Annotated in this window: 22 protein-coding genes; 17 read left to right on the forward strand and 5 right to left on the reverse strand. The window is 63.2% G+C overall.

Features of this window, described 5'->3' with window-relative positions; genetic code table 11:
• The first annotated feature begins 133 nt into the window (after positions 1-133).
• From motA to ACYG9Y_RS02225, 6 genes are read left to right on the forward strand one after another with little or no spacing between them, the layout of a single operon-like run.
• On the forward strand, positions 134-1,009 hold the full coding sequence (gene motA, locus ACYG9Y_RS02200; RefSeq protein ID WP_023671751.1) for a flagellar motor stator protein MotA: 876 nt from the start codon (positions 134-136) through the stop codon (positions 1,007-1,009).
• 35 nt (positions 1,010-1,044) lie between these two features.
• Positions 1,045-1,977 carry a FliM/FliN family flagellar motor switch protein gene (locus ACYG9Y_RS02205; protein ID WP_023737683.1) on the forward strand — a complete coding sequence of 311 codons (933 nt, stop codon included), beginning with the start codon at positions 1,045-1,047 and terminating at the stop codon, positions 1,975-1,977.
• Positions 1,978-2,010: 33 nt separating this feature from the next.
• Entirely contained in the window at positions 2,011-2,400 is a 390-nt protein-coding gene (fliN, locus tag ACYG9Y_RS02210) for a flagellar motor switch protein FliN (RefSeq protein ID WP_023683477.1), read from the forward strand.
• A gap of 38 nt (positions 2,401-2,438) precedes the next feature.
• Entirely contained in the window at positions 2,439-3,455 is a 1,017-nt protein-coding gene (locus tag ACYG9Y_RS02215) for a flagellar motor switch protein FliG (RefSeq protein WP_023737684.1), read from the forward strand.
• Between the two features lie 13 nt (positions 3,456-3,468).
• Positions 3,469-4,551 carry a flagellar biosynthesis protein FlhB gene (flhB, locus tag ACYG9Y_RS02220; protein WP_023737685.1) on the forward strand — a complete coding sequence of 361 codons (1,083 nt, stop codon included), beginning with the start codon at positions 3,469-3,471 and terminating at the stop codon, positions 4,549-4,551.
• Entirely contained in the window at positions 4,548-4,985 is a 438-nt protein-coding gene (locus tag ACYG9Y_RS02225; protein WP_023671756.1) for a hypothetical protein, read from the forward strand. Before flhB ends, ACYG9Y_RS02225 begins: the two co-directional genes overlap by 4 nt.
• Positions 4,986-5,018: 33 nt before the next feature.
• Here ACYG9Y_RS02225 and ACYG9Y_RS02230 read toward each other — a convergent pair whose 3' ends face one another.
• A complete protein-coding gene (locus ACYG9Y_RS02230) occupies positions 5,019-5,789 on the reverse strand; it encodes a helix-turn-helix transcriptional regulator (RefSeq protein WP_023737686.1) in 771 nt (256 codons plus the stop codon).
• A complete protein-coding gene (locus tag ACYG9Y_RS02235) occupies positions 5,786-6,496 on the reverse strand; it encodes a helix-turn-helix transcriptional regulator (protein ID WP_023683473.1) in 711 nt (236 codons plus the stop codon). Before ACYG9Y_RS02235 ends, ACYG9Y_RS02230 begins: the two co-directional genes overlap by 4 nt.
• A gap of 506 nt (positions 6,497-7,002) precedes the next feature.
• On the opposite strand from ACYG9Y_RS02235, the gene ACYG9Y_RS02240 reads away from it, so the two are divergent.
• On the forward strand, positions 7,003-9,909 hold the full coding sequence (locus ACYG9Y_RS02240) for a M16 family metallopeptidase (protein WP_023737687.1): 2,907 nt from the start codon (positions 7,003-7,005) through the stop codon (positions 9,907-9,909).
• Positions 9,910-9,973: 64 nt separating this feature from the next.
• Positions 9,974-11,167: a TMEM43 family protein gene (locus tag ACYG9Y_RS02245; protein ID WP_460223099.1), complete on the forward strand. Its 1,194-nt coding sequence runs from the start codon at positions 9,974-9,976 to the stop codon at positions 11,165-11,167.
• An 86-nt stretch (positions 11,168-11,253) separates the two neighbouring features.
• Here ACYG9Y_RS02245 and ACYG9Y_RS02250 read toward each other — a convergent pair whose 3' ends face one another.
• The gene (locus ACYG9Y_RS02250; protein ID WP_023737689.1) at positions 11,254-12,285 is read right to left on the reverse strand and encodes a histone deacetylase family protein; all 1,032 of its coding nucleotides are present in this window, start codon (positions 12,283-12,285) and stop codon (positions 11,254-11,256) included.
• Positions 12,286-12,309: 24 nt separating this feature from the next.
• Positions 12,310-12,963 (reverse strand): TetR/AcrR family transcriptional regulator, encoded by a 654-nt coding sequence (locus ACYG9Y_RS02255; protein WP_023686329.1) that lies wholly within the window; start codon positions 12,961-12,963, stop codon positions 12,310-12,312.
• A gap of 277 nt (positions 12,964-13,240) precedes the next feature.
• On the opposite strand from ACYG9Y_RS02255, the gene ACYG9Y_RS02260 reads away from it, so the two are divergent.
• The 9 genes from ACYG9Y_RS02260 to ACYG9Y_RS02300 all read left to right on the forward strand — a co-directional run bounded on the left by ACYG9Y_RS02260 (position 13,241) and on the right by ACYG9Y_RS02300 (position 24,092).
• Complete coding sequence (locus ACYG9Y_RS02260) at positions 13,241-14,920, forward strand: amidohydrolase (RefSeq protein WP_023737690.1); 1,680 nt, start codon at positions 13,241-13,243, stop codon at positions 14,918-14,920.
• Between the two features lie 156 nt (positions 14,921-15,076).
• A complete protein-coding gene (locus tag ACYG9Y_RS02265) occupies positions 15,077-16,177 on the forward strand; it encodes an ABC transporter ATP-binding protein (protein WP_023699750.1) in 1,101 nt (366 codons plus the stop codon).
• A 2-nt stretch (positions 16,178-16,179) separates the two neighbouring features.
• On the forward strand, positions 16,180-17,100 hold the full coding sequence (locus ACYG9Y_RS02270; RefSeq protein ID WP_023737691.1) for an ABC transporter permease: 921 nt from the start codon (positions 16,180-16,182) through the stop codon (positions 17,098-17,100).
• On the forward strand, positions 17,093-17,893 hold the full coding sequence (locus ACYG9Y_RS02275) for an ABC transporter permease (protein WP_023671766.1): 801 nt from the start codon (positions 17,093-17,095) through the stop codon (positions 17,891-17,893). Before ACYG9Y_RS02270 ends, ACYG9Y_RS02275 begins: the two co-directional genes overlap by 8 nt.
• 23 nt (positions 17,894-17,916) lie before the next feature.
• The gene (locus ACYG9Y_RS02280) at positions 17,917-18,951 is read left to right on the forward strand and encodes an ABC transporter substrate-binding protein (protein WP_023683465.1); all 1,035 of its coding nucleotides are present in this window, start codon (positions 17,917-17,919) and stop codon (positions 18,949-18,951) included.
• A 62-nt stretch (positions 18,952-19,013) separates the two neighbouring features.
• Positions 19,014-20,210, forward strand: a complete 1,197-nt coding sequence (locus ACYG9Y_RS02285) for a serine hydrolase domain-containing protein (RefSeq protein ID WP_023737692.1) — start codon at positions 19,014-19,016, stop codon at positions 20,208-20,210.
• A gap of 32 nt (positions 20,211-20,242) precedes the next feature.
• A complete protein-coding gene (locus tag ACYG9Y_RS02290) occupies positions 20,243-21,424 on the forward strand; it encodes a serine hydrolase domain-containing protein (protein ID WP_023737693.1) in 1,182 nt (393 codons plus the stop codon).
• A gap of 114 nt (positions 21,425-21,538) precedes the next feature.
• Positions 21,539-23,860, forward strand: coding sequence for a Tex family protein (locus ACYG9Y_RS02295; RefSeq protein WP_023737694.1), 2,322 nt, complete (start codon positions 21,539-21,541; stop codon positions 23,858-23,860).
• 49 nt (positions 23,861-23,909) lie between these two features.
• On the forward strand, positions 23,910-24,092 hold the full coding sequence (locus ACYG9Y_RS02300; protein ID WP_023671771.1) for a hypothetical protein: 183 nt from the start codon (positions 23,910-23,912) through the stop codon (positions 24,090-24,092).
• Positions 24,093-24,103: 11 nt separating this feature from the next.
• Here the strand turns inward: ACYG9Y_RS02300 and ACYG9Y_RS02305 are convergent, their stop codons facing one another.
• Positions 24,104-25,015 (reverse strand): LysR family transcriptional regulator, encoded by a 912-nt coding sequence (locus ACYG9Y_RS02305; RefSeq protein ID WP_352608705.1) that lies wholly within the window; start codon positions 25,013-25,015, stop codon positions 24,104-24,106.
• Positions 25,016-25,061 lie beyond the last annotated feature (46 nt).

Below are 25,061 nucleotides of genomic sequence, written 5' to 3' on the forward strand. Positions count from 1 at the left end.
GGTCGCAGCTTCAAAAGCAAGAGTATGCGGACTTGCTTGCGCGAGGCTGAATCGCCTCACCTTGCATGATTCAAGCCTCACACAAGGCACGGGGGCTATCGGTTAGGCCTGACGTGATGCGGAAGGATCTGGCGTGGGCATTCTGATCGGACTTGTGGTGACGCTCGGCTGTGTTCTCGGCGGCTTCATGGCCATGGGCGGCCATCTGCATGTGCTGATGCAGCCTTGGGAAGCGGTGGTCATCTGTGGCGCCGCACTTGGCACCTTTCTCGTCGCCAACCCGATGAAGACGGTCAAGGACACCGGCAGGGGTATCCTCGAAGCGTTCAAGCAGGCGGTACCGAAAGAACGCGACTATCTGGAGACGCTGGGCGTGCTGCACAGCCTGATGCGCGAACTGCGCTCGAAGTCGCGCAGCGAGGTCGAGGCGCACATCGACAATCCGGAGGAGTCGGCGATCTTCCAGGCGTTCCCGACCGTGCTGAAGAACCACGACCTGACGAATTTCATCTGCGACTACTGCCGCATCATCATCATCGGCAATGCCCGCTCGCATGAGATCGAGGCGCTGATGGACGAGGAAATCCAGACCATCAAGTCCGACAAGATGAAGGCCTACCATGCGCTGGTGGCGGTGGGCGACGGTCTGCCTGCGCTCGGCATCGTCGCCGCCGTGCTCGGCGTGGTCAAGGCGATGGGCGCGCTCGACCAGTCGCCCGAAATCCTCGGCGGCCTGATCGGCGCCGCCCTTGTCGGAACCTTCCTCGGCATCTTCCTGTCTTATGCGGTGGTCGGACCGGTTGCCACCAAGATCAAGACGGTGCGCGAGAAGAAGAATCGCCTCTATATCATCGTCAAGCAGACGCTGCTTGCCTATATGAACGGCGCTCTGCCGCAGGTGGCGATCGAGTTCGGCCGCAAGACCATCTCGTCCTATGAGCGGCCGACGATCGATGCCGTCGAGCAAAGCACGATGAACACAGCTTCCGCCGAGAAGAAAGCGGCTTGAGCCATGCATGAAGACAGACAGGACCGCACGCCGTCATGACAAGTCCTGGCAGCCCCTCGCAAGCCCGCTCGCTGATCATCGAGCGTCTGGTCGGTGAAAGCGGTGAGGCCGCTCACGTCATCGGCACCGGGCGCTCGATGGGGGAGCGCGCACTGCCGCTGCTGCAGAAGAGCCTGGCCGGCGAGCTCGGTGCACCGGTCACCGTCGACCTGCGCACGGTCGAGATCAGCCGTGTTCCCGATGCCCGCACGAATGCCGGCGATGCCTTTGCCATGGCCATCATAGCATCGCCGACGTCTTCGGATGCGATGACGCTGGTGGCTGATGCGCCGGCCATCGCCGTGATGGTGTGCGCGCTGTTCGGCGGCGATCCGGATCAGCCGGTTTCGCCGATCGAGCGCGCTCTGTCGCAGATCGAGACCGATGTCGCGACCACGGTCTTCCAGGAAGTTGCGCAGGCGTTGAACGGATCAGGCCGGCGCTCGCTCGAGCTGCGGCTGCCGGTGCCGCGGGCACTTTCGGGCAGCGAAGCCAAGCGCCGCGTGCTGCGCGATGGCGCGGCGGTGCGCATCGTCTTCGGCATCTCGACGCCGACCGACAGCGGAACGGTCACGGTGATGATCCCGCAGCGCATCCTGCTGGCCACACGCGGTATCGCCGATGTCCACGACAGCGAAGGCACGACCTCCGACTGGCGGGCACGTTTTTCCGAAGAGGTGATGCGCTCGACGGTGACGCTCGAAGCGACCATGCCGTTGGCACGCCTGACGCTCGGCGACCTCGCCGGCTTCGAGCCGGGCCAGATCATCGAGTTCGAGGAAACCGCGCAGTCGCAGGCCAAGCTGAGCGCGCGCGACAAGACGCTGTTTGTCTGCGAGTTCGGTAAACTCGGGCAGAACTACACCGTCCGGATCAGGCATCCTTACGATGCCGGTCAGGATTTTATCGATGGGCTCATGCCGGGCTGACGCCGGGCAAGCCCAAGCATTTGGAGACGACTGATGGCCAAGACCAAGGTGGAAGCCAATATCGACCAGCCGGACGAACAGCTCGACCGCGCCATCGAGGAATTGCGCGGTGTCCTCCAGGAGGAGGAAAAGCGGCCCGACGCCGCCTTGCGGGCTGCCACGTCCGGCGCCAATTCCAACATCATCATGAGCATCCCGGTCGATGTGCAGATCATCCTCGGCAGTACGGAAATGCCGGTGTCGGACCTGATGGCGCTGCAGAAGGGCTCGACGGTGGCGCTCAACCGGCGCATCGGCGAACCGGTCGATGTCGTGGTCAACGGCCGCAAGATCGCGCGCGGCGAGATCACCGTGCTGGAAAGCGATCCGTCGCGCTTCGGCATCAGGCTGACCGAAATTATCGCGGCGACCAAGGGCGCTTGAGCAATGAATGACATGCGGTCTCAGCAGGAGCGGATGCCATGACGACGCCGGTGACGCTCACGCGCCCGCAAAAGGCCGCCGCCATCCTGGTGGCGATGGGCAAACCTTCGGCCAGCCGGCTCCTGAAATTCTTCAAGCAGGAAGAACTGAAGGCACTGATCGAAGGGGCGCGGCTGCTGCGCACCATTCCGCAAAGCGATCTTGAACGCATCGTCGCCGAATTCGAGGCCGAGTTCACCGAAGGTGCGGGCCTGCTCGATTCCGCCGACCGGATGGACACGATCCTCAATGAATCGCTGTCGCCCGAAGAGATGAGCGCCATCATGGGCGACAAGCGCTTCGAGGTTGCGCCGGAAGGACCACCGCCGATCTGGCCGCAGCTGGAAAAGCTCGAACCGACGCGTCTGGGCACGTTCCTTGCCGCCGAGCATCCACAGACCGCGGCCATGGTGCTGTCGAAGCTTGCGCCGCAGGCCGCCGCCAACATTTTGCTGACCATGGAAAAGCCGATGCGCAGCGAGATCATCAAGCGCATGGTGACGATGGCGACCATTCCGGACGGGGCCACCAGGATCATCGAGAACCAGCTGCGCGCCAGCGTGCTGGCGCAGACCGCGACCAAGGACATCTCGGCGGGACAGGCGCGCGTCGCCAGTGTGCTCAACGAAATGGACAAGCCGCAGCTGGAAGAGGTCATGCAGGATCTGGAAGAGGCCGGCACGCCGGACCTCGGCGGTGTCCGCTCCAGGTTGTTTGCCTTCGACGATCTGCCGCTTTTGACGCAGAAGGCGCGGGTGCTTCTGTTCGACGGGCTGTCGACCGAACTGATTACGCTGGCGCTGCGCGGTGCACCACCCGCATTGACGGAATCGGCGCTCTCGGCGATCGGCGCACGGTCGCGGCGCATGATCGAGTCCGAGCTCGGACAGGGCTCGGAAGGCATTCAGCTTGCCGATATCATGACGGCGCGCAAGAACATCGCGGTGGCGACAATCCGGCTTTCGCGCGAGGGGGCTTTCGAACTGCCCTCGTCGCAGCAGAGCGAAGCGGCTTAACGCCGAGAGCTGAATGGCTGAAGCGGCGGACAAAGACTCCAAAACCGAAGACGCGACCGAAAAGAAGATCCGCGACACCATCGAACAGGGCAGACTGCCCCATTCCAGGGAGGCCGCACTTCTGGCGTCCTTCATCGCCCTACTGGTGTTCACCGTCTTCTACGCCAAGGACGCGGTCGTCAATCTCGGCATGTTCCTGTCGATGTTCCTGGAAAAGCCCGAGGCGTGGCCGATGGACACCGAGACCGACGTCATCGCGCTCTACAAGACCGTGATGATGGAAATAGGCAACGCCGTCGTCAGCCTGCTGGTGCTGCTGGTGGTGGCCGGCATCGGCGCCTCGGTGCTGCAGAACATGCCGCAAGTCGTCGGCGAGCGGATCCGGCCGCAACTGTCGCGCATCTCGATAGCCAAGGGCTGGACCAGGATGTTCGGCATTCAGGGCTGGGTAGAATTCCTGAAATCGCTGGGCAAGCTCGGCTTCGCCAGTATCGTGCTCTACTTCACGCTGTCGCAGGACTACCGCCAGCTCCTGGCCGGCATGATCACCAACCCCGTCGCTTTCGGCCTCGTCATCAAAAGCATCACCGTCGACATATTGGTGGCGATCGTCTTCGTCATGGGGCTGATCGCGGCGGTCGACGTCGTCTGGTCGCGCTTCCATTGGAAGCAGGATCTGCGGATGACCAAGCAGGAGGTCAAGGACGAGTTCAAACAGTCCGAGGGCGACCCGATCATCAAGTCCCGGCTGCGCTCGCTGGCGCGCGACCGGGCGCGCAAGCGGATGATGACGGCGGTGCCGCGCGCGACGCTGATCATTGCCAATCCGACGCACTTTTCCATCGCGCTCAGATATGTCCGCGACGAGGATTCAGCACCCCTGGTGCTGGCCAAGGGCCAGGACCTGGTTGCGCTCAAGATTCGCGAGATCGCCAAGGAGCACAACATCCCGATCTTCGAGGACGTGGCGCTCGCCCGCTCCATGTACAAGCAAGTTTCGGTTGATAGCGTGATCCCGTCGCAATTCTACCAGGCCGTCGCCGAATTGGTGCGGATCGTCTACTCCAAAAAGGCTGAGCGGAGACAAATTTCATGAACCGCCAACCGCACGCAAAATCCCGCGAACTCATTGTCGCCAAGGCCATCGAGCAGGTGGTCGACGAGTTGCGGCTGATCGATGTCGCCGACTACATCGCTTTCATCCGGCTCGAGCATTTCGCTTGCCTGTCGGATCTGGTGGATTCGGCGGTGGAGCTGTTCTTCCTGCCGGGCACGCTCAGGCTCGGCCATGGCGGAGAGGCACATGTCGACTGGAGCGGCAGCCCGCGCATCGTGCTCGATCTCGAGCTTCGGCCGCCGGGCGTCACCGTCTATTTCCAGCTGACGCTGAGCGAGGAGAGGTCTTCGGTCGCGGTCAACTATGTGTCGTTCGAGAAGCCCGGCGAAGACCCCGAGCACAACACCGCCTTGCTGGAGACGGTCATCGAAGAGGCGCGCATTCGCCGGACCGAGCCGCTCGCCTATCGCTGATTTTCTTTCGCAAGCCGAATCGCTGGACGCTGACTACTCGATCAGCCCCAGCCGCAGCGCCTTGGCCACCGCCTGGTTGCGGTTGACCGCGTTGAGCTTCTGCGTCGACTGGGTGAGATACTGGTTGGCGGTGTGGACCGACAGCTTCAGCAGCCTGGCGATCTCTTCGCTGGTGTTGCCGTTGGCGGTCAGCTTCAGGCACTCCAGTTCACGCTTGGAGATCGACCGCATCCGGCCGGCATCGTTCGGACGAATTCGGGCGACGGCGGCGAACAGCGAAAAACAGCGGGCGTGGATTTCGTAGAGCGTGTCCTCCGGCAAAGCGATCGTCGAGCCGAGGAACACCACCAGCCCGCAATGGCCCCGATCGGCATGGACGGGAAAGGCAATGCCGTTGGTGCCCGGCGCCAGCGGCGCCGTCCGCTCCGCCCAGGCGAGGTTCTGGAAGACGGCGTCCGAGCCGGCGATGCCGTCGTCCGCCCACCAGCGCGGCGCTGTCGAGGCGCCGCTGTGGTGCACCATCTCCTCGCCATTGGCGCCGGCGATGAACTTGGTTGTCACCGCGGTGGCGGGATAGTCGGAATCGAAGCTCGGCACCAGGCGCGCCCGTTCCGGCGAGGGGCTGACGAAGTAGAGGCCGAAGGCCGACGCGTTGATGTCGACGGCGATCCAGCGGCAGCGGCGCACCGCGTCCGGGATGGTAACGGCATGGTGCGTCTCGGAACTGATGGAGAAGGCGCCGAACGGATTTCGCTGCTCGTTGAAAAGGGCTTCGGCCGCCGCCTTGATGTCAGCGTGTTTCAAATGATGCCGCTCCTGATCGCCGTGGCGATGGCCATCGCGCGGTTCGACGCCGCGAATTTCTGGATGGCGTGGGTGATGTAGCTGTTGACGGTGTTGGACGAGACCCCGAGGATCACTGCGACCTCATCGGTGGTTTTGCCTTCAGACACCCAGAACAGGCATTCGCGCTCGCGGTCGGACAGCGGGTCCTGCATGGCGACGGCGGCGATCAATTGCGGGATGGCGGACAGCGCGTAACAGCACTTCAACTGAGCCTTCATCAGCGCCGGCTGGTCGATACTGCCGGCCTCGGCCGCCGAGAAAAGCGCAAACAGCCGCTGGCGGCCGACATTGAGCCGCAGTGAATAGACTTCGGCATGTCCAAGCACGTCGAGCAGGCGCGCCTCTTCGCCTGTGAGCAGTCCGCCGGCGTCGGGTGCCGCGGCGGCGACCAGGGGCCTCGGGCGGATGCCAGGTGCAACGGTCAGCGGTCCCTGGGCAAGGCCGGCGATCAGCCGCTTGCCGATCAGTTCAATGGCGTCGAAGATCCAGTTGGATGAGACGATGCGGGCGTCGTTGCGGTCCTGGTCGTGGACGATGGCGACGAGCATGTAGCTGTCGGCGCCGATCTCGGCGGCAAGCTGCATGAAAAAGGAGGTGAGATCGCCGCGCGATTCGAGGCGCGAGCCTAACGTATCGGATTGGAGAAGCGCGGCGGAACTGCTCATTGGATGCTTTGGTTGTATGTCATGGCCGGAGTCTTTTCTTGAGCCCGGACGCTGGGGTTAGCAGCGGCCGAACTTGAAGACGCATCACGTTTACGAAGCACTCACACGGCGCGGCGGTCGCGCTGATCACCGAATCCATTCAGGGAACGCGAAGCCGTCCGCGTCTGGTGCCGGTCATTGGCCGGAACTTGAGACTTTGGGTGGTCGCCGCGCCCCCCAAGGACCGGCTGATTCGGGTCTAATCTACCCGCAGATGAATCCGACATCAAACGCGATTTGACAAAATCAATATTATTGGACTCAAGCGACTCAGGCGCGACTTTCGCGGCCTTTCCGCCGCAAAAGGCCTGAAACGCCGACACGAAAAAGCCAGAGGGTGTTGCGATACTGCCGTATCGAGGGCCGATCGATTCCGATAGGGTCTCGGCAGCCGGCAGGGATGGGCATCCCTTCGGTCATACGGCGGATTTGGCGGCGCTTGCTCGCGGCCATCAGCATCGGGGGTCATGATGAAGCAGGTTTTCCTGGCGTTCACGGTGGTGCTTGCGGTTCTTGCCGGCATGGCAGCGCCCGCCAAGGCTGAGCCGACCGTTACCTATGCGCTCGACAACGGGCTGCAGGTGGTGCTGGTGCCCGACCATCGCGTGCCGAAGGTGGTGATGAACCTGCGCTACCGCGTCGGGTCGATGAATGAACCCGCGGGACGCTCGGGCTTTGCGCATCTGTTCGAACATCTGATGTTTTCCGGCACGCCGGCCTGGCCGAACGTGTTCGGCGCGCACGCCGCGCTCGGCAACGAGATCAATGCCTGGACCACCGAGGACGGCACGGTTTATTATGTCGACGGGTTGTCGTCGTCACTGCCGATGATCTTGTCGCTTGAGGCAGACCGCATGGCCAATCTCGGCCGCTCGGTGACTCAGGCCAAGCTCGATCTGCAGCGCTCGGTGGTCAAGAACGAGATGCGCCAGAACGTGCTCGACAAGGCCGGCGCATCCGGCTGGGAAGCTTTCTGGTCCGGCCTGTTCCCGAAGCCGCATCCCTATAGCCGCATGGTCATCGGCTCGGTCGCCGATCTCGATGCGGCGACGCTCGACGATGTCAGGGGTTTCTTCAACAGCTACTATCTGCCCAACAATGCGGTGCTGGTGCTGGTCGGCGACTTGGAGATCGACGACACCAAGGCGCTGATTGCCGACACGTTCGGCCGCGTGGCGCGCGGCGCCGATGTGGTGCGGCCCGCCGTGCCGGCACCGACGCAGGCCCGGCTCAAGCTGGTGCTCGAGGATCGTGTGCCAAGCCCCATCGTCGTGGTCGGCTTCAGTGGCCCGGTGGCGCAGTCGCCCGACAATGGTGCGCTCAGCATTGCCGCCGAACTGCTCGGCAACGGCGAATATGGGTTTTTGCGCAACCGGCTGGTTTCGCAGTTGGGCATTGCCACCTATGCCAGCGCGAGCTGGACCGGCGGTCTGCTCGGTGGCCGCTTTACCTTCGAGGCGGGTGCCGCCGAAGGTGTGGCGCCGGAAGCGCTGGAAAGCGCGATGAAAACGGCGTTCGCGAATTTCCTGAAGACCCCGCTCGATCCGGTCGATGTCGAGCGTGCGCGCACCGGCATCTTGCAGGCAGCGCGGCTCGGCAGCGAAGCACTGAAGGATCGCGCCGGCGTCGTCTCCTACAATGCCGACGTGCTCGGCGATGCGCAGAGCGCGCTGGTCGACGCCCCGCGGGTGAAGGACGCCAGCGTGGCGGATGTCGAGGCAACGATGAAGCGGCTGTTGAAACCGGAAGATGCCAGCGTACTGATGCTGAAGCCCGGCCCGCGGGGCAGCTATCCCGATGCACTGATCGGCTCGTCCGGCACACCGCAGCCGTTCACCGCACCGGAGCGAGCGGCGATCGACATTCCGAAGCATGCGGCCGGGCAAGCGCCTTCGGCAACACTGCCCGCCATGGAAACGGCGACGCTCTCGAATGGCATCAAACTCGTCCACTACACAATGCCGGAAGCGCCGATGGTCTATGTCGCGGCCAGTGCCGCCGGCGGCTGGAACAGCGTGCCGGAAGGCAAGGAGGGATTGCTGGAGCTTGCAGCAAGCATGGCGACACGCGGGGCCGCCGATCGCGGCTCGGCTGATTTCGCCAAGGCGGCCAGCGACATCGGCGCCGGCGTCAGCCACCAGGCCGGAACGCTGACCACGATGATGACGCTTGGCGTGCCGCCGGAAAAGCTCGACCAGGGTATTGGCCTGCTCGCCGACGCGGTACTGAAGCCTCGTTTCGACAAGACCGAATGGACGGTGCTGATGGCGCAGACGGTCGACTGGCTAAACGGCCGCGAGGCGGATCTGCCCGGCGTTGCCGGCCGCATGGCAAAGGCGACGCTGATCCCGCAGGTGCCGGGCAAGGCAGCGGTGGACTGGTCGGCAAAGGCGCTGACCTCGATCTCGCTCGACGAGGCGAGGGACGCATTCAAGGCGGAGTTCACGCCGAAGGCGGTGACCTTCTACAGCGTCGGCCCGATGCCGGTCGCGACCGTCGCCGCCAGCCTTGAAAAAGCATTCGGCGCGTGGACAAGCGACACCGCCGGCTATGCCGTCGAGCCGTCGCCGGCGGCGCATTTCAACGGGGGACAGAAAGTGCTGCTGGTGCCCGAACCCGGCGCCAGCCAGTCGGCGCTGTTCGTGGCGCGGCCGGCGCCCGGCACCGACGAGAGCGAGCGCGCTGAATCGACCGCGGTCTCCAACCTGCTTGGCGCCGATTTCTCCAGCCGGCTGAATTCGGTGATCCGCGAGGAGAAGGGCTACTCCTATGGCGTGTCGAGCTATCTGATGAGCCCGATGAAGGCCGGCTCGGGATTGGTCGTGGCAACCACCGTCGAGCGCGCCAACACCGGGCCGGCGATTACCGAAATCCTGAAAGGATTTGCCGGCCTGACCACCTTGCCGGTGGCGCAGGACGAAGTCGACCGCACGGTGACTGTCTATCGCCGGGCGCTGGCTGGATCGGCCGAGACGTCGGCTGGTCTGTTCTCCTCGCTGATTGGCGCGGTCGGCAGCGGATCGACGCTGGAGGACCAGCAAACCCGCATGGCGGCGCGCACAAAGCTGACACTCGATGCGGTTCAGAAACAGGCGCTGGCCCTGGCGTCGCTCGATCCGTCGCTGATCGTGGTGGCGGGCGACCCCGATGTGGTGATGCCGCAGCTTGCAGCTATCGGTTTCAAGGACGTCGAGATCGTCAAGCGTGACGAGGTCGGCGAAGAGACGGCGATGCGGGCGCTCGATCTTCTCGGGGGCAATCGCCAGGCGCCGCTCTCCGCATCGCCATGGCGGGTCGGCGATGGCGGCACGACACGGGCGGTGCACGCCTGCGCCGGCGAAAGGGATTGCGGCGCGCAGATCCACGCCGATTGACGGGCTAAACGCGCAGCCGCCGGCCGCGTTGTAATTTTGGGATAACTTTGTTTCGGGGGAAACGATGAGCGATTCATTTCGGGAAGTAACGTCCGTCTCGTGGTTCGGGCGGATCAAGCGCGCGGTCGGCGGGGTCATCTTCGGCCTTATCCTGATCGCGCTGATGGTGATCGGGCTGTTCTGGAACGAGGGCCGCGCCGTGCAGACGGCGCGCTCGCTGGCCGAAGGTTCTGGAGCGGTGGTTTCGGTCGGCGCCGACAGCGTCGATACCGCCAATGACGGCAAGCTGGTTCATGTCAGCGGACTGGTGACGGCGGACAGCGGCCTGGCGGATCCGGATTTCGGCATCGCCACGCAAGGGCTGCGGCTGTCGCGCAGTGTCGAGATGTATCAGTGGAAGGAAGAGTCCAAGTCGGAGACGACCAAGAAGCTCGGCGGTGGCGAAGAGACGGTGACCACCTACAGCTATTCCAAGGTGTGGGACGACAGCCAGATCAACTCGTCGGACTTCAAGAAGCCGGACGGCCACCAGAATCCGCCGATGGAAATCCACGGCCGGACCTTCCAGATTCCTGAGGGCAAGCTTGTCGCCTTCGATCTCGATACGCCAGTGCTGGACCGTATCGAGGGTGACAAGGACTATTCGCTCTCAGCCGACCAGTCGGCGGCGATAAAGGCTGCCTATATCGGAACGAAACCGCTCAGCATCGTCGATGGCAAGATTTATCTCGGCAATGACAACACGACGCCCGCTTTGGGTGACTATCGCATCGGCTACGAACTGGCGCCGCTGGGCGTGATCAGTATCATCGCGCGCCAGGCCGGCAGCCGCTTGGAGCCCTACCAGACGCAAGCCGGCGATGCGCTGCTGATGGTCGATACCGGCAACGTCCCGGCCGAAAAGATGTTCGCCGACGCGGTCAGCGCCAACACGCTGATCACCTGGCTGCTGCGCGGCGCCGGCTTGCTGTTGCTGACCATAGGCTTTGCGCTGTTCCTCAGCCCGATCGGGGTGATCCTCGACGTCATACCCTTCCTCGGCAGCATGGCGCGGATGGGCACCGGCATCATCGCCTTCGTTCTGGCGATCCTGGTCGGCACGGTGACGATCGCGATTGCCTGGTTCTGGTACCGGCCGTTGCTGGCGCTCGCCATCCTGGCGGCAGGCGTGATTGCGGCGGTGATTGTCTACCGCATCGGCCGGTCGCGAAGGCCAGCCGTTCCGGTGGTTGCACCTAACCCGGCTGCGGCCGCCTAGATGGTCGGGGCGGCCGGAGCCGCCCCATATCTCTTTGGCGCAATCCGGCCGGAAAACCGCCTCACACTTATCCTGGAATTGCTTTCCTATTTGTCCTCGAAGCCGGTGAGCACGCCGACGGCGTTGATGCCGATCTCCTCGACGGCGTAGCCGCCTTCCATCACGAACAGCGTCGGCAGGCCGAGCTTGGCCATGCGCCGGCCGATCTTCGGATAGTCCGGGCTTTTCAGCTTGAACTGGCTGATCGGGTCCTTCTCGAAGGTGTCGACGCCAAGGGAGACGATGACGATATCGGGGGCGTAGGCGGCGAGCTTGACGCAGGCATCCTCCAGCGAGGCGTTCCAGGCGTCCCAATTGGTGCCGAAGGGCATGGGATAGTTGACGTTGAAACCTTCGCCGGCGCCCGCGCCGCGTTCATCGGCATGGCCGAGGAAGAACGGATACTCGACCATGGGATCGCCATGCAGGTTGAGAACCTGCACGTCGGCGCGTTCATAGAAGATCTCCTGCGTGCCATTGCCGTGGTGGTAGTCGACGTCGAGGATCGAGACGCGTTCGGCGCCCTGGTCGAGGAACCACTGCGCGGCGACCGCAGCATTGTTGATGTAGCAGTAGCCGCCCATGAACCCGGCACCGGCGTGATGGCCGGGCGGGCGGCAAAGCGCGAAGGCCGACCGCTCGCCACCCTTGACCAAGGCCGCCGCCGTCAGCGCCACGTCATAGGACGATTTGATCGCGGTCCATGTGCCTTCGACGAAGGTGGCGCCGGCGTCGAAGGAATAGTAGCCGAGCAAGGCGTCGACGCGCTTGGGTGGCACGTCGCCGCGCAGGCCGCGCGTCGGCCAGGTGAAGGGCATCGCCGTGCCCTCGAGGCCGGCGGCCTTCCACGCCGGCCAGACGGTTGGCAGGAAGTCGATATAGTCGGCCTTGTGGATGCGCTTGGCGGCTGTGAGATCGTGCTCGACCGGTCCGATGATCGGCCCCAGCTTCTCGCTCTCGACCCGCGCCTTGATGAACTCGGCCCGCGATGGCTTTTCGAAACCCGGCACGATTGCCGACGTGACCAGTTCCATCTGGCCGGCATGGCCGGCATGAAGCGGCGAATAGACAGTCTTCATGAATTTCCTCTCGAAATAGCGAAATCAGTCAAGGTTGAGATAGGGGGTGACCAAAGCGAGCCACATTCTTTCCACATCGTCCTCGATGAGGTCGTATGTTTTGCGATCCCGCTTCAACCCCACAAGCCGGCAGGCGTGCCCGACATCCATCATCAGCACGCCGAGTCGGCTGGCGATCTTGTCTTCAAGGGCCGGGTTCACATGCTGCAGCCACGCGGCGTAAAGCGCGATGATCTGCTCGTCATATTCGTCCTGGATCGGCCTGAGGTCGGCATTGCCGGATATCGCCTCGATCACCGGCATCAGGGTGGCGTTTTCGAGATATATTCTGGAGGTATCGATGAAGAGCTTGCGCACCTCCTGCCGAAACTCGTCGCGGTTGGTGGGTGGGGTGACCTCGATGCGCCTGGCGATCACCTCGGGAAACGACGACAGCCAGCGCCGGGCGAGGTCGAGGAGAATGGCTTCCTTGTTGGGAAAGTACTGGTAGACCGAACCGACCGACAGGCCCGCGCGCCGGGCAATGGCGAGCGTCGTCGGCGTCTTGGTTCCTTGCTCCCGCGTCAGGATCAGCGCAGCGTCGAGTATCCTGTCGACCACCTTGCTCGACCGTTCCTGCCGCGGCTGCTTGCGCGGTTCGAGCGCCATCCTGGTTTCGCGGCTGAGACTGCGCTTCACGGATTGATGCCTTCGTTCCCTGCCGGTTTCAACACAGGTCCCGGTCTCAACATTGGCGTGGTGTGTTGTCCACAATACATTCGAAATTCGGCACGTTGACAAACGCGAATAATTAGTCGCATTCTTTTATCCACGCTGTTTCGAGAGATCACAAGGGGAATTTCGAAACAGCGCACTGGCATCAGTTTTCGTCCGATAACGCCGCTCCAGCGGAGTGGCAGCTTGTCGGACAAGAGGGTTGTCGGTCTCAGCCAGTCGTCAAAAGCGCGGAGTCGCGATGTCTGTCACGGGTGCGGGTCAAAATGCTGATCTGATCGTCATCAATGGTCGCGTGCGGACCATGGACGATGACAATCCCGCCGCCGAGGCGATTGCCGTCAAGGACGGCGCCATCATCGCCATAGGCAACCACGCCGCCATCGAAAAACTCAAGGGAACGACCACAGAGGTGATCGACGCCAAGGGCGGTTCGGTCCTGCCCGGTTTCATCGAAGCCCACATGCATCTGTTCTCGGGAGGGGCCGAGCTCGCGCATCTTCAACTCGGCGGTATCCATGGCTTCGAGGCGCTTCAAAGCGCCATCCGCGACTACGCCACGACGTGGCCCGAGGCGAAGATGCTTGTGGGACAGGGCGTCGACTACACCGTGCTCGGCGACGAGCGGGTGACACGCCATCATCTCGACGCCATCCTGCCCGACCGCCCCTTCTGCATGGCGGCACCCGACCACCATACGATGTGGGCCAACACCAAGGCGTTGGAGATGGCCGGCATCCTGAAGGGACGCACGCTCGGTCCGGGCAACGAGATCGTGATGGGTGACGACGGCCTGGCCGCGGGCGAATTGCGCGAGGGCGAGGCCTTCGGTCCGGTGCTCGACCTTGCCGGCGAAAGCCGGGTGCGGCTGGGGCTGTCGACCGGCGGTGAGCCCGACCCAATGCCGTCGACCGCCGAGCGGGCCGCTGACCGTGACATCATGCGGCGCGGGCTTGCATGGTGCGCGCGCCACGGCATCACCTCGATCCAGAACATGGACGGCAATCTCTACCAGCTCGAACTGCTTTCCGAGATCGAGGCCGAGGAGGGATTGCCCTGCCGCGTCAAGATCCCGTTCCACTACAAGAATTTCATGACGCTCGACATGCTCGAGAAGGCGTCCGTCATGGCCGAGCGCTACCACAGTGAGTGGCTGTCATCGGGCATGGTCAAGGTGTTCTATGACGGCGTGCTCGATTCCTGGACCGCTGTTATGGTCGAACCCTATGCGGATCGTCCCGACTGGGTCGGCGAGCCGCTGTTCACGCCGCAGCAATTTATCGATCTCGCCGTGGCTATCGACAAACGCGGGCTGCAGATCGCGGTGCACTCGATTGGTGACGGCGCGGTGCGCGCAGTGCTCGACGGTTACGAGGCGGCGCAGAAGCTCAATGGCAAGCGCGACAGCCGGCACAGGGTTGAGCACATCGAGGTCACCACAGCAGCCGACGTGCCGCGTTTTGCCGAACTCGGCGTCATCGCCTCGATGCAGCCGTCGCATCCGCCCGGCGCCATGGATTTTCCACTGGAGCCGACGGTGTCACGCATCGGACCGGCCCGCTGGCCGCTGAGCTATGCCTGGCGCACCCTGAAAAGCGCCGGCGCCCATGTCGTGTTCGCCTCGGACTGGCCGGTGGCGGCGATCGACCCGATCCTGAGCATTCAGGCGGCAGTGCAGCGCAAACCATGGGCAGAAGGCGATCCTGACCAGAGTTTCTCGCTGCAGGAAGCCATTGCCGCCTACACGGTCGAGGGCGCCTATGCCGAGTTCGCCGAGCATCGCAAAGGCGTTCTGAAACCCCGCTATATGGCGGATCTGGTGGTTTTGTCGGCCGATATCGAGAAGACGGCGCCGGCCGATCTACACAAGCTGCGGCCGGTGACGACGGTCTGCGGTGGCAAGGTCACCTACCAGGCCTGACAATGGCATGCGGCTTGCACAGCTTGCCGCTTGCAAGACGAAATGACCGACTGAACTGTGATTCAATGCCGGACTTGCCAACCTACCGGCCGTGTGGTCACATCGAACAGGGGAAAAACTCCGCCAGCAAGAGCGGGGTCAACAGTGAGGCGTATCGTGCCGGAAAAACCGGATCGGAATGCAATTGAAGTCGTAAACGTCAGTAAAATTTTCGGATCGGGTGAGGGGCAGGTCGCTGCCCTCGATACGGTCTCGGTATCCATCCGCGAGAATGAGTTTTTTACACTGCTGGGACCATCCGGCTGCGGCAAGACCACGTTGCTGCGGCTGATTGCCGGCTTCGACTTTCCAACCGCCGGCGAAATCCTCCTCTACGGCCAGGACATCGCGCCGTTGCCGCCCTTCAAGCGACCGGTCAACACCGTCTTCCAATCCTACGCGCTGTTCCCGCATATGACGGTCGCCGACAATATCGGCTTTGGCCTGGAAATGCTGGGCAAGCCGAAGGCCGAGATCAAGGCGCGCGTCGCCGAGATGCTGAAACTGGTGAAGATGGAGGCGCTGGCGGGCCGCCGCACCAGCCAGATCTCCGGCGGCCAGCAGCAGCGCGTGGCGCTCGCCCGGGCGCTGGCGCCGCAGCCCAAGGTGCTCCTGCTCGACGAACCGCTCTCGGCCCTGGACTACAAGCTGCGCAAGGAAATGCAGATCGAATTGAAGCGGCTGCAGCACGAGACGGGCATCACCTTCATCTTCGTCACCCACGACCAGGAGGAAGCGCTGACCATGTCGGATCGCATCGCGGTGATGTCGTCGGGCAAAATCCTGCAGGTCGGCTCGCCGCGCGACATCTACGACCGGCCGGCCGAGCGTTTCGTCGCCGACTTCATCGGCGAGTCGAACTTCCTCAAGGCGGATGTGGTTAGCGCGACTGGTGGCCGGGCGACGGTGAAGCTGCCGTCTGGTGTGGAAATCCCAGCCTCGCTGCCGGAAGGCTTCAGCCCCAGCGGCAAGGTCACCATCGTCGTGCGTCCAGAGCATGCGCAGTTGGGCACGGCCAGCCCGAGCGCTTCGCTGTCCGGCACCGTCGAAAACATCGTCTATCTCGGCACCGACACGCACTTCCATCTGCGCCTTGCCGGTGGCGAGCCGTTCATCGTGCGGCGTCAGAACAGCCGCGGCGCCGGTGACGGCTTCGTGCAGGGCGGCCAGATCGGCATCACGATCGGCAACGACGCCGCGCAAGTGCTGAAGGACTGATCATGGCGACCGCGGAACAAGTCGCCAAGGCAGCGCAGCGACGCGATATGCGCGACCGCTGGCTGCTGTCAGCGCCAGCCTTGCTGGTGATCTTCCTCGCCGCGACCGGCCCCTTGCTGATCGTGCTGATCTACTCGTTCCTGACGCCTGGCCCCTATGGCGATGTGAAGTGGCAGTTCTCGCCCGATGCCTGGCTGTCGGTGTTCATGGAACGCGACATTTTCGACGATACGCTTTCGCTTGCGGCAGCGCATGTCACCATCTTCTGGCGCTCGATCAAGCTGGCGGTGATAACGACGATCGCCACTTTGGCATTGGGGTTTCCAACCGCCTATTTCATGGCGACGCGCAGCGAGAAAACCAGGGATCTCTGGCTGTTCCTGATCACCATTCCGTTCTGGACCAACCTTCTGATCCGCACCTTCGCCGTGCTGCAGATCATCCGCAACGAAGGCATCATCAACACCATCCTTATCAAGCTTGGTATCGTCTCGGCGCCGGTGCAGATCCTCTTCACCGACACGGCGATTCTGATCGGCATGGCCTATGTCTATCTGCCGCTGATGGTGCTGCCGATCTATGCCAGCATGGAGAAGCTTGATTTTCGCCTCGTCGAGGCGGGCTACGACCTCTACGCGACCCGTTTCAAGGTATTGCGGAAGATCATTTTCCCGCTGGTCAAACCCGGCGTCATTGCCGGCTCCATCCTGGTCTTCATTCCAGCCCTTGGCGCCTATGTGACGCCGAGCGTGCTTGGCGGCGGCAAGAATATGATGCTGTCCAACCTGATCGAATTGCAGTTCGGCCAAGGCCGCAACTGGCCGCTCGGCTCGGCGCTGTCGATCACGGTGATGATCATCGTCATGGTGGCGCTGCTTGCCTATGTGCGCAATGCCGGCAAGTCGGGGGTGCGGCATGGCTAAGAACTTTTCCATCAAGCACCAGACCGGCTTCACGGTGATCGCTGCGACCTGTTTTATCGTGCTCTATCTGCCGATCATCGTGCTGGTCGCCTATGCCTTCAACGCGGCGAACTCGACGTCCGAATGGGGCGGCTTTTCGATGCGCTGGTTCCAGTCGGCTTGGCAGAACGTGCAAGTTATCGACGCGACGCTACGCTCGTTCCAGATCGGCGCCGTCGCTGCGGTGCTGTCGACAATCTTTGCCACCATGGCCGCGCTCGCCACCACGCGCACCGCGTCCTATCCGGGCCTCACCTTCAAATATGCGGCGATCAACCAGCCGCTGATGGTGCCCGAGATCGTCACCGGCGTGGCGCTGCTGATCTTCTTCTCGCGCATCAAGATCTTCACCGGCTATTCCGGCATTGGCTATCTGATCGCCGCGCACACGGCGTTCTGCATCCCGTTCGCCTATCTGCCGATCCGGGCGCGGCTGGAAAACATGGACCTGACGCTGGAGCGCGCGGCCGCCGATCTGTACGCGACGCCTTGGAAGACCTTCCGCCGCATCACGCTGCCGCTTTTGTGGCCCGGCATACTGGCCGGACTGATGCTAGCATTCGTCATCTCGCTCGATGACGTCGTCATCACCGAGTTTGTCAAATCGGGCGGCCAGGATACGCTGCCCACCTACATGCTCGGCCAGATCCGCCGCGGCATCACGCCTGAGATCAACGCGATATCGACCGCCTTCCTGCTGCTTTCGGTCGCGATCGTCACGTTGTTTTTCTTCGTCAGCAGGAAAAGAGACTGAACCGACAATTGGGAGCTAAAACCATGAACTGGAAAACAACGACAGCCGCCATGGGGTTGGCGCTGCTCGCAACGACGAGCCTGGCCAGCGCCGATGGCGAGCTGAACATCTACAATTGGGGCAACTATACTAGCCCCGACGTGATCAAAAAGTTCGAAGCCAAATACAACGTCAAGGTGACCATCACCGATTACGATTCCAACGATACGGCGCTCGCCAAGGTACGCCAGGGCGGCACCGGCTTCGACATCGCCGTTCCGTCGCAAACCTACGTGCCGATCTGGATCAAGGAGGGCCTCGTGCAGGAGACCGATCCGGGCAAGATGGAGAACTTCAAGAACGTGGCGCCGGAATGGGCCAATCCAGACTTCGACCCCGGCCGCAAATATTCCGTGCCGTGGGCGCTGGGCACCGTCGGCGTCGTCGTCAACACCGATGCCTACAAGGGACCAGCCGACAGCTGGGGCATCATCTTCAACACGCCGGACGAGCTGAAGGGCAAGACCAATGTCGTTCCCGAGATGAATGACGTTATCTTCGCGGCGATCAAATATGTCGGCGGCCAGCAGTGCACCGACGACAAGACGGTGCTGAAGAAGGTGCGCGACACGCTTGTCGCGGCCAAGCCGAACTGGATCGCCATGGAATACAACACCATCGAAAAGATGGGCGCCGGCGACTTCAAGGCGACCAGCGACTGGAACGGTTCGGCGCTGCGTCAGCGGCTGGCCAATCCGGCCATCCATTACAATTATCCGAAGGAAGGCTACGGCCTGTGGAGCGATAACGTCGTCGTTCTCAAGGAAGCCAAAAATGTCGAGAACGCCAAGCTGTTCCAGAACTTCATCATGGATCCGGAAAACGCGGCCGGCCTCTCGGCCTTTCATCGCTACGCAAACGCCATTACCGGCTCGGACAAGTACATGCCGGCCGATATGAAGGATGCCCCGGAAGTCGTCATTCCGGAGGCTGCGAAGGCACAAGGCGAATTCCAGAAGATGTGCGCGCCTGAGATCCAGGACATCTACACCAAGATCTGGACCGAACTGCAGAAATAACCGCAGTCTGACAGACCCGGCGGCATGCGCCGCCGGGTCTTTTCTTTTCCGGAATGGCTTTCATGGACTCCTATCGCAACAGCGATCCGCGGCCGTCGATCATGCAGGGCTCGCCGCCTCAAATGGTGCTGCCGAAGCTCGACTGGGACCGGCCGCCATGGAATCGCTGGGCCTTCCAACACATCCGCGAATTCCTGCCGACCATCGAGGTCTGGCGCGGTAACGGCCATCGCCATCGTCTTGAGCGCGCAGAGACCGATCTCGACGCGCTGCCGGTGGAAGACAGCAAGGGCCGTCCGACGACGCTCGTTGGCCTGCTCGACGAGACCTACACGGACGGCTTCCTGGTGCTCAAAGACGGCAAGGTCGCCTATGAGCGCTATTTCAACGGCATGGCCGAGCGCACGCTGCATCTGTCGCAGTCGATGGCGAAGTCGGTAACAGGCACCGTGTTCGGTATTCTGGTTGGGCGCGGCTTGATCGACCCGGCCAAACCGGTGACCGCCTATCTGCCGGAGCTCGGCGCGACCGGCTGGGACGGCGCCAGCGTGCAGCATGTGCTGGATATGACCACCGGCGTGCGGTTTTCCGAGGACTACACCGACCGTTACTCCGACATCGGCCAGGTTGATGTCGCCACGGGCTGGAAGCCGGTGCCGCCGGACAGCGATCCGGATTTCCAATGGCCGCCGCATCTGTTCGAGTTGATCCTGCAGCTGAAGGACAAGGTGCGGCCGCATGGCGCCGCGTTCGAGTACCGCTCGATCGAGACCGACGTGCTTGCCTTCATCATGGAGCGGGTCACCGGTAAACGGCTGGCGCAGCTGGTGTCCGAGGAGCTGTGGCAAAAGCTCGGCGCCGACGAAAGCGCTTGCTTCACGGTCGACAGCGCCGGCTATGCGCTGGCCGATGGCGGCTTCAACGCGACGCTGCGCGATTACGCCCGCTTCGGCCAGCTGATCCTCGACAAGGGCCGCGGCATCGTGCCGGCCGACTGGATCGAGGCGACGCGCAACGGCAGGCATGCGCCGGATTTCAATCCGAGCCTGCCGGAGGGCAGCTATCGCAACCAGTTCTGGATCGAGAATCCGCGCACGCGCGCTTTGATGTGCCGAGGCGTGTTCGGGCAGATGATCCATATCGACTGGGGCACCGGCATGCTCGTGGTCAAGCTTTCGACCTATCCGGATTTCAGCAATGTCGCCTATTCGGTGGCAACGCTGAAGGCGGTGCACACCATCGCCATGGCGCTTGGTTGACCCACAACAAATCACCCTCTGAGGAAACGTTCATGACCGGCAAGACCGCGTTCGAGACCCGCTACGGCTTTGCCCGCAATGAGGTGCTGCTCTCCAACTGGCGCGAAAGCCCGTTCAACCGCTGGTCGTTCCAGAACCTTGGCGAGCTGGTTCCTACCGCCCCCGTGGCGGCGACGCCGGGAAGCGTCGAGGCACCGGTGCGGGACCTGAGCGGCCTGCTCGGCGAAAACGTCTCCGTCGCCGGCGCGCCGGAGACGGTGGCCGAATTCCTCACACGTTCGAGCAGCGACGCGCTGACGGTGATGAAGGCTGGCAAGGTCATCGGCGACTGGTTCGCGCCCAATATGGATTTCGGCGCCCGTCACATCATCTTTTCGATCAGCAAATCGGTCACCGCGATCATCGCCGGAATACTGGAAGGCGAGGGCGTGTTCGACCCGGAAGCGCCGGTGACCCAGTACATTCCGGAAGCCGCCGGCTCGGCCTATGCCGATGCAAGCTGCCGGCATGTGCTCGACATGAGCGTCAGCCTCGATTTCGAGGAGGCCTATCTCGATCCCGAAAGCGCCTTTGCCCGTTACCGCCGCGCGACGCTGTGGAATCCGGGCGGCGGCACTGAAAGCTTGCGCGAATTCATTCTGACCTTGCAGCGGCTCGAAGAACCGCACGGCAAAACCTTCCGCTACCGTTCGCCCAATTCCGATCTGCTCGGCCTGCTGCTCGAACGAGCTTCCGGCCAGCGCTTCCCGGACCTGATGCGCGAGAAACTGTGGCTACCGCTGGGTGCAGTCAGCGAGGCTTCGATCGGCGTCGACATGGAAGGTACGGCGCGCACCGCCGGCGGCATTTCGGTGACGCCGCGCGACCTGGCGCGTATCGGCGAGATGATGCGGCAGGGCGGCACGGCCAATGGCCGCGGCATCGTGCCGGAAGGCTGGGTGCGCGATACGACCGTTGCCGGCGGCAGCGCGGAGGCCTGGCAGCGCGGCACAATGGTGCATCTGTTCCCGAAGGGCCGTTACCGTAACAAATGGTACCAGACGGGGGCGGCAAACGGCGCCTTCTGCGGCATCGGCATCCACGGCCAATGGCTCTACGTCAACCCGAAGACGGAAGTGGTGATTGCAAAAATGGGGTCGCAGCCGGTGCCTGAAGATTATCCGCTCGAACGCGAGATCGTTGCCTTTTTCGAGGCGCTGAGCGGGATGGTCTGAGGACGAGCCAAAGCAAGGCGCTTTCCTGTGGACCTCTTTGACGCTTGAGAACACTGCGGTTGGCGTGACGGACATCAGCGCCTATGGTCGCCGCTCTTTGCGACAGGGACCAGCATGGCAGCAGACAGCAAACGCATCGCATCCATCATCGCGGCAGAGATCGGGGCGCGGTCGGAGCAGGCATCAGCAGCTATAGGGCTGCTCGATGAGGGCGCGACGGTGCCGTTCGTGGCGCGCTACCGCAAGGAGGTCACCGGCGGGCTCGACGACACGCAATTGCGCGACCTTGCCGAGCGGCTGGCCTATCTGCGCGAGCTCGATGCGCGGCGCGATACGATCCTTGGTTCGATTCGCGAGCAGGGCAAGCTGACCGACGAACTTGAGGCCAAAATTGTGGCTGCCGCCACCAAGGCTGAACTGGAAGACATCTACCTGCCCTACAAGCCCAAGCGCCGCACCAAGGCCGAGATCGCCCGGGAGCGCGGGCTGGGGCCATTGGCGGAGGCTATTTTGGCCAACCGGTCGTTGGTGCCCGCCGAGGCGGCGCTGGCTTATGTGACCGAGGATGTGGCCGACGCCAAGGCCGCACTGGAAGGCGCACGCGACATCCTGTCGGAACAGTTTGCGGAAAATGCCGATCTGGTCGGCAAATTGCGAACCTACATGAAGGAGCGCGCTTTCATGCGTGCCCGTGTCGTCGACGGCAAGCAGGAGGCCGGGGCGAAATTCTCCGACTATTTCGACCATGTCGAGCGTTGGGCAAATGTTCCGAGCCACCGTGCGCTGGCCATGCTGCGCGGCCGCAACGAAGAGGTGTTGTCGCTCGACATCGAGGTCGATGCCGACCATGCCTCGCCGGTGAAGCCGGTCGAGCGGATGATCGCCAATGCCTACGCCATCGGCGGCAGCCTGCCGGGCGACCGCTGGCTGATGGAAGTCGCCGGCTGGACCTGGCGGATCAAGCTTTCGCTGCACCTGACGCTCGATTTAATGCGTGACCTGCGCGAGCGGGCGGAGGAAGAGGCGATCCATGTCTTTGCACGCAACCTCAAGGATTTGCTGCTGGCAGCGCCCGCCGGATCGCGTCCGACCATGGGGCTCGATCCCGGCATCCGCACCGGCGTCAAGGTCGCGGTGGTAGATGGCACCGGCAAGGTGCTGGCGACGACGACGGTCTATCCATTTCCGCCGCGGAACGATGTGCGCGGCACACAGGCCCAGCTCGCAGCACTCATCCGCCAGCATAAGGTCGAGCTGATCTCGATCGGCAACGGCACCGGCAGCCGCGAGACTGAAAAGCTGGTCGCCGACATGCTGTCCGACATGCCTTCGGATGGTGGGCCAAAGCCGCTCAAGGTGATCGTCAGCGAAGCCGGCGCCTCGGTCTATTCGGCCTCCGCGACAGCGGCGGCTGAGTTTCCCGGGCTCGACGTGTCGCTGCGCGGTGCGGTGTCGATCGCCAGGCGCCTGCAGGACCCGCTCGCCGAACTGGTCAAGATCGAGCCGAAATCGATCGGCGTCGGCCAGTACCAGCATGATGTCGACCAGTACCGGCTTGGCCGCTCGCTGGAGGCGGTGGTGGAGGACGCGGTGAATGCTGTCGGCGTCGATCTCAACACCGCCTCGGCGCCGCTTTTGGCCCGCGTGTCAGGCCTAGGCGCGTCGCTTGCCGATGCCATTGTCGCGCATCGCGATGCGACCGGGCCGTTCGCCAGCCGCAAGGAGCTGCTCAAGGTAGCGCGGCTCGGACCGCGCGCGTTCGAACAGTCCGCAGGCTTCCTGCGCATTGCCAATGGCAGCGAGCCGCTCGACGCCTCGTCGGTCCATCCGGAAGCCTATGGCGTGGCCAAGAAGATCGTCGCCGCCTGCGGTCGCGATGTGCGCTCGCTGATGGGAGACAGTGCCGCGCTCAAGGCGCTCGATCCGCGCGTCTTCGTTGACGAACGGTTCGGCCTGCCGACGGTGCGCGACATCATTGCGGAGCTGGAAAAGCCCGGCCGCGACCCGCGCCCCGGCTTCAAGACGGCGACCTTTGCCGACGGCGTCGACGATATCAAGGATCTGAAGCCCGGCATGCTTCTCGAAGGCACCGTCACCAATGTCGCGGCCTTCGGCGCCTTCGTCGATATCGGCGTGCACCAGGACGGGCTGGTGCATGTCTCGCAACTGGCCGATCGTTTCATCAAGGACGCGCATGAGGTGGTGAAGGCGGGCGATGTGGTGAAGGTGCGGGTCGTCGATGTCGACATCAAGCGCAAGCGCATCGCGCTGTCCATGCGCAAGGACGGCGGCGAGGGCGGGACGCCGAAGGGGCCGCGCGACAATGGCGGCGGCAAGCCGGCGCAACCTTCGCCGATGCCGCAGCGTCAGCCGGAAGGACCGGCACAGCAAGGCGCGTTTGGCGCAGCACTGGCCGATGCCTTGAAGCGGAAGTAGCCTCGAATGGTTCCTTGCAATCCCATCCTTGTGTGGAGATACGCGCGATATGGCAAGTTTCGAGAAAGTGAGTGTCCAAGAGTTGGGGCGTCTTTGGGACGAGGGCATGGCGAGTGGCAGTTCGGTCGATGGAGACCAGGCTTTCGCCCGGATCAAAAGCAAGCTCGATGCGAAAGTTGCCGAACGCAAGTCGCAAAAACGCTGCGCTTCCAGCCGGAAACCGAGTCGATGAAGCGGAAGTAGCTACCAGGCCAGAACGGCCGGTTCCTTCTCAACCTGGCCCAGCAGCCAGTCGCGAAAGCTGACGACGGGCGGGTGGCCGCGCTTGTCGTTCGGGACGACGAGGTAGTAGGCGCTGCGGCTTTGCATCGGCTGTCCCGGCGCCTGCACGAGCTGACCGCGCTGCAATTCGCCGGCGATAAGAACTTGCGGCAGGAGCGCGACGCCAAGCCCCGCCATGCAGGCTTGGGCAACGGTGCCGAATTGCTCGAACTGCATGCCGGGTCCGATCGGTGCGCTCAAGCCCTGTTCCTCGAACCATTCGCCCCAGGCCCCGGGACGCGTCGCCATGTGCAGCAGCGGCAGGCGGCTGATGTCGGCCGCCGTGGTGATATCGCGGCTGGCAAGGAAGTCTGGCGAGACCACCGGCATTACGGTCTCGCGCATCAGAAGCGTGGAGTCGGCGTCCGGCCAGTCGGGCTGGCCATGATGGATGGCGGCGTCGAGCCGCTCGCGGGCGAAGTCGAAGCGGCCGATGCGGGTGACAAAGTTGATGGTGATGTCAGGGTTTTCTGCGACGAAATCCGGGATCAGCGGCATCAGCCAGCGCGTGCCGAAGGTCGGCAGTATGGCGAGGTTCAGCATGCCGCTATGCCGATTGCTCATCAATCCGAGCGCCGCGTCGCGCAATTGCCCGAGTGCCGCCCGCACGGCTTCGGCATAGATTTCGCCCGCCGTGGACAGCCGAACATTGCGGCTGTCGCGCTCGAACAGCCGGCGGCCGAACTGTTCCTCCAGAAGGGCTATCTGGCGGCTGACGGCCCCTTGGGTCAAATCGAGTTCCTGGGCGGCAGCGGTGAAGGAGCCAAGGCGGGCCACGGACTCGAAGGCGGCAAGGGCGCTGGTGCTGGGCAAAAGCCGGCGTTGGACGTTCATGATCCATTACTAAACCTCATTGATCGGTGATGCAATTTTGTTTGAT

Source organism: Mesorhizobium sp. W050, from assembly GCF_054719535.1.

Coding starts and splice junctions, on each gene's coding strand:
- ACYG9Y_RS02205 (WP_023737683.1), top strand. CDS start 1,045: ATGACAAGTCCTGGCAGCCCCTCGCAAGCCCGCTCGCTGATCATCGAG.
- fliN (WP_023683477.1), top strand. CDS start 2,011: ATGGCCAAGACCAAGGTGGAAGCCAATATCGACCAGCCGGACGAACAG.
- ACYG9Y_RS02215 (WP_023737684.1), top strand. CDS start 2,439: ATGACGACGCCGGTGACGCTCACGCGCCCGCAAAAGGCCGCCGCCATC.
- flhB (WP_023737685.1), top strand. CDS start 3,469: ATGGCTGAAGCGGCGGACAAAGACTCCAAAACCGAAGACGCGACCGAA.
- ACYG9Y_RS02225 (WP_023671756.1), top strand. CDS start 4,548: ATGAACCGCCAACCGCACGCAAAATCCCGCGAACTCATTGTCGCCAAG.
- ACYG9Y_RS02235 (WP_023683473.1), bottom strand. CDS start 6,496: ATGAGCAGTTCCGCCGCGCTTCTCCAATCCGATACGTTAGGCTCGCGC.
- ACYG9Y_RS02240 (WP_023737687.1), top strand. CDS start 7,003: ATGATGAAGCAGGTTTTCCTGGCGTTCACGGTGGTGCTTGCGGTTCTT.
- ACYG9Y_RS02245 (WP_460223099.1), top strand. CDS start 9,974: ATGAGCGATTCATTTCGGGAAGTAACGTCCGTCTCGTGGTTCGGGCGG.
- ACYG9Y_RS02250 (WP_023737689.1), bottom strand. CDS start 12,285: ATGAAGACTGTCTATTCGCCGCTTCATGCCGGCCATGCCGGCCAGATG.
- ACYG9Y_RS02260 (WP_023737690.1), top strand. CDS start 13,241: ATGTCTGTCACGGGTGCGGGTCAAAATGCTGATCTGATCGTCATCAAT.
- ACYG9Y_RS02270 (WP_023737691.1), top strand. CDS start 16,180: ATGGCGACCGCGGAACAAGTCGCCAAGGCAGCGCAGCGACGCGATATG.
- ACYG9Y_RS02275 (WP_023671766.1), top strand. CDS start 17,093: ATGGCTAAGAACTTTTCCATCAAGCACCAGACCGGCTTCACGGTGATC.
- ACYG9Y_RS02280 (WP_023683465.1), top strand. CDS start 17,917: ATGAACTGGAAAACAACGACAGCCGCCATGGGGTTGGCGCTGCTCGCA.
- ACYG9Y_RS02285 (WP_023737692.1), top strand. CDS start 19,014: ATGGACTCCTATCGCAACAGCGATCCGCGGCCGTCGATCATGCAGGGC.
- ACYG9Y_RS02290 (WP_023737693.1), top strand. CDS start 20,243: ATGACCGGCAAGACCGCGTTCGAGACCCGCTACGGCTTTGCCCGCAAT.
- ACYG9Y_RS02295 (WP_023737694.1), top strand. CDS start 21,539: ATGGCAGCAGACAGCAAACGCATCGCATCCATCATCGCGGCAGAGATC.
- ACYG9Y_RS02300 (WP_023671771.1), top strand. CDS start 23,910: ATGGCAAGTTTCGAGAAAGTGAGTGTCCAAGAGTTGGGGCGTCTTTGG.
- ACYG9Y_RS02305 (WP_352608705.1), bottom strand. CDS start 25,015: ATGAACGTCCAACGCCGGCTTTTGCCCAGCACCAGCGCCCTTGCCGCC.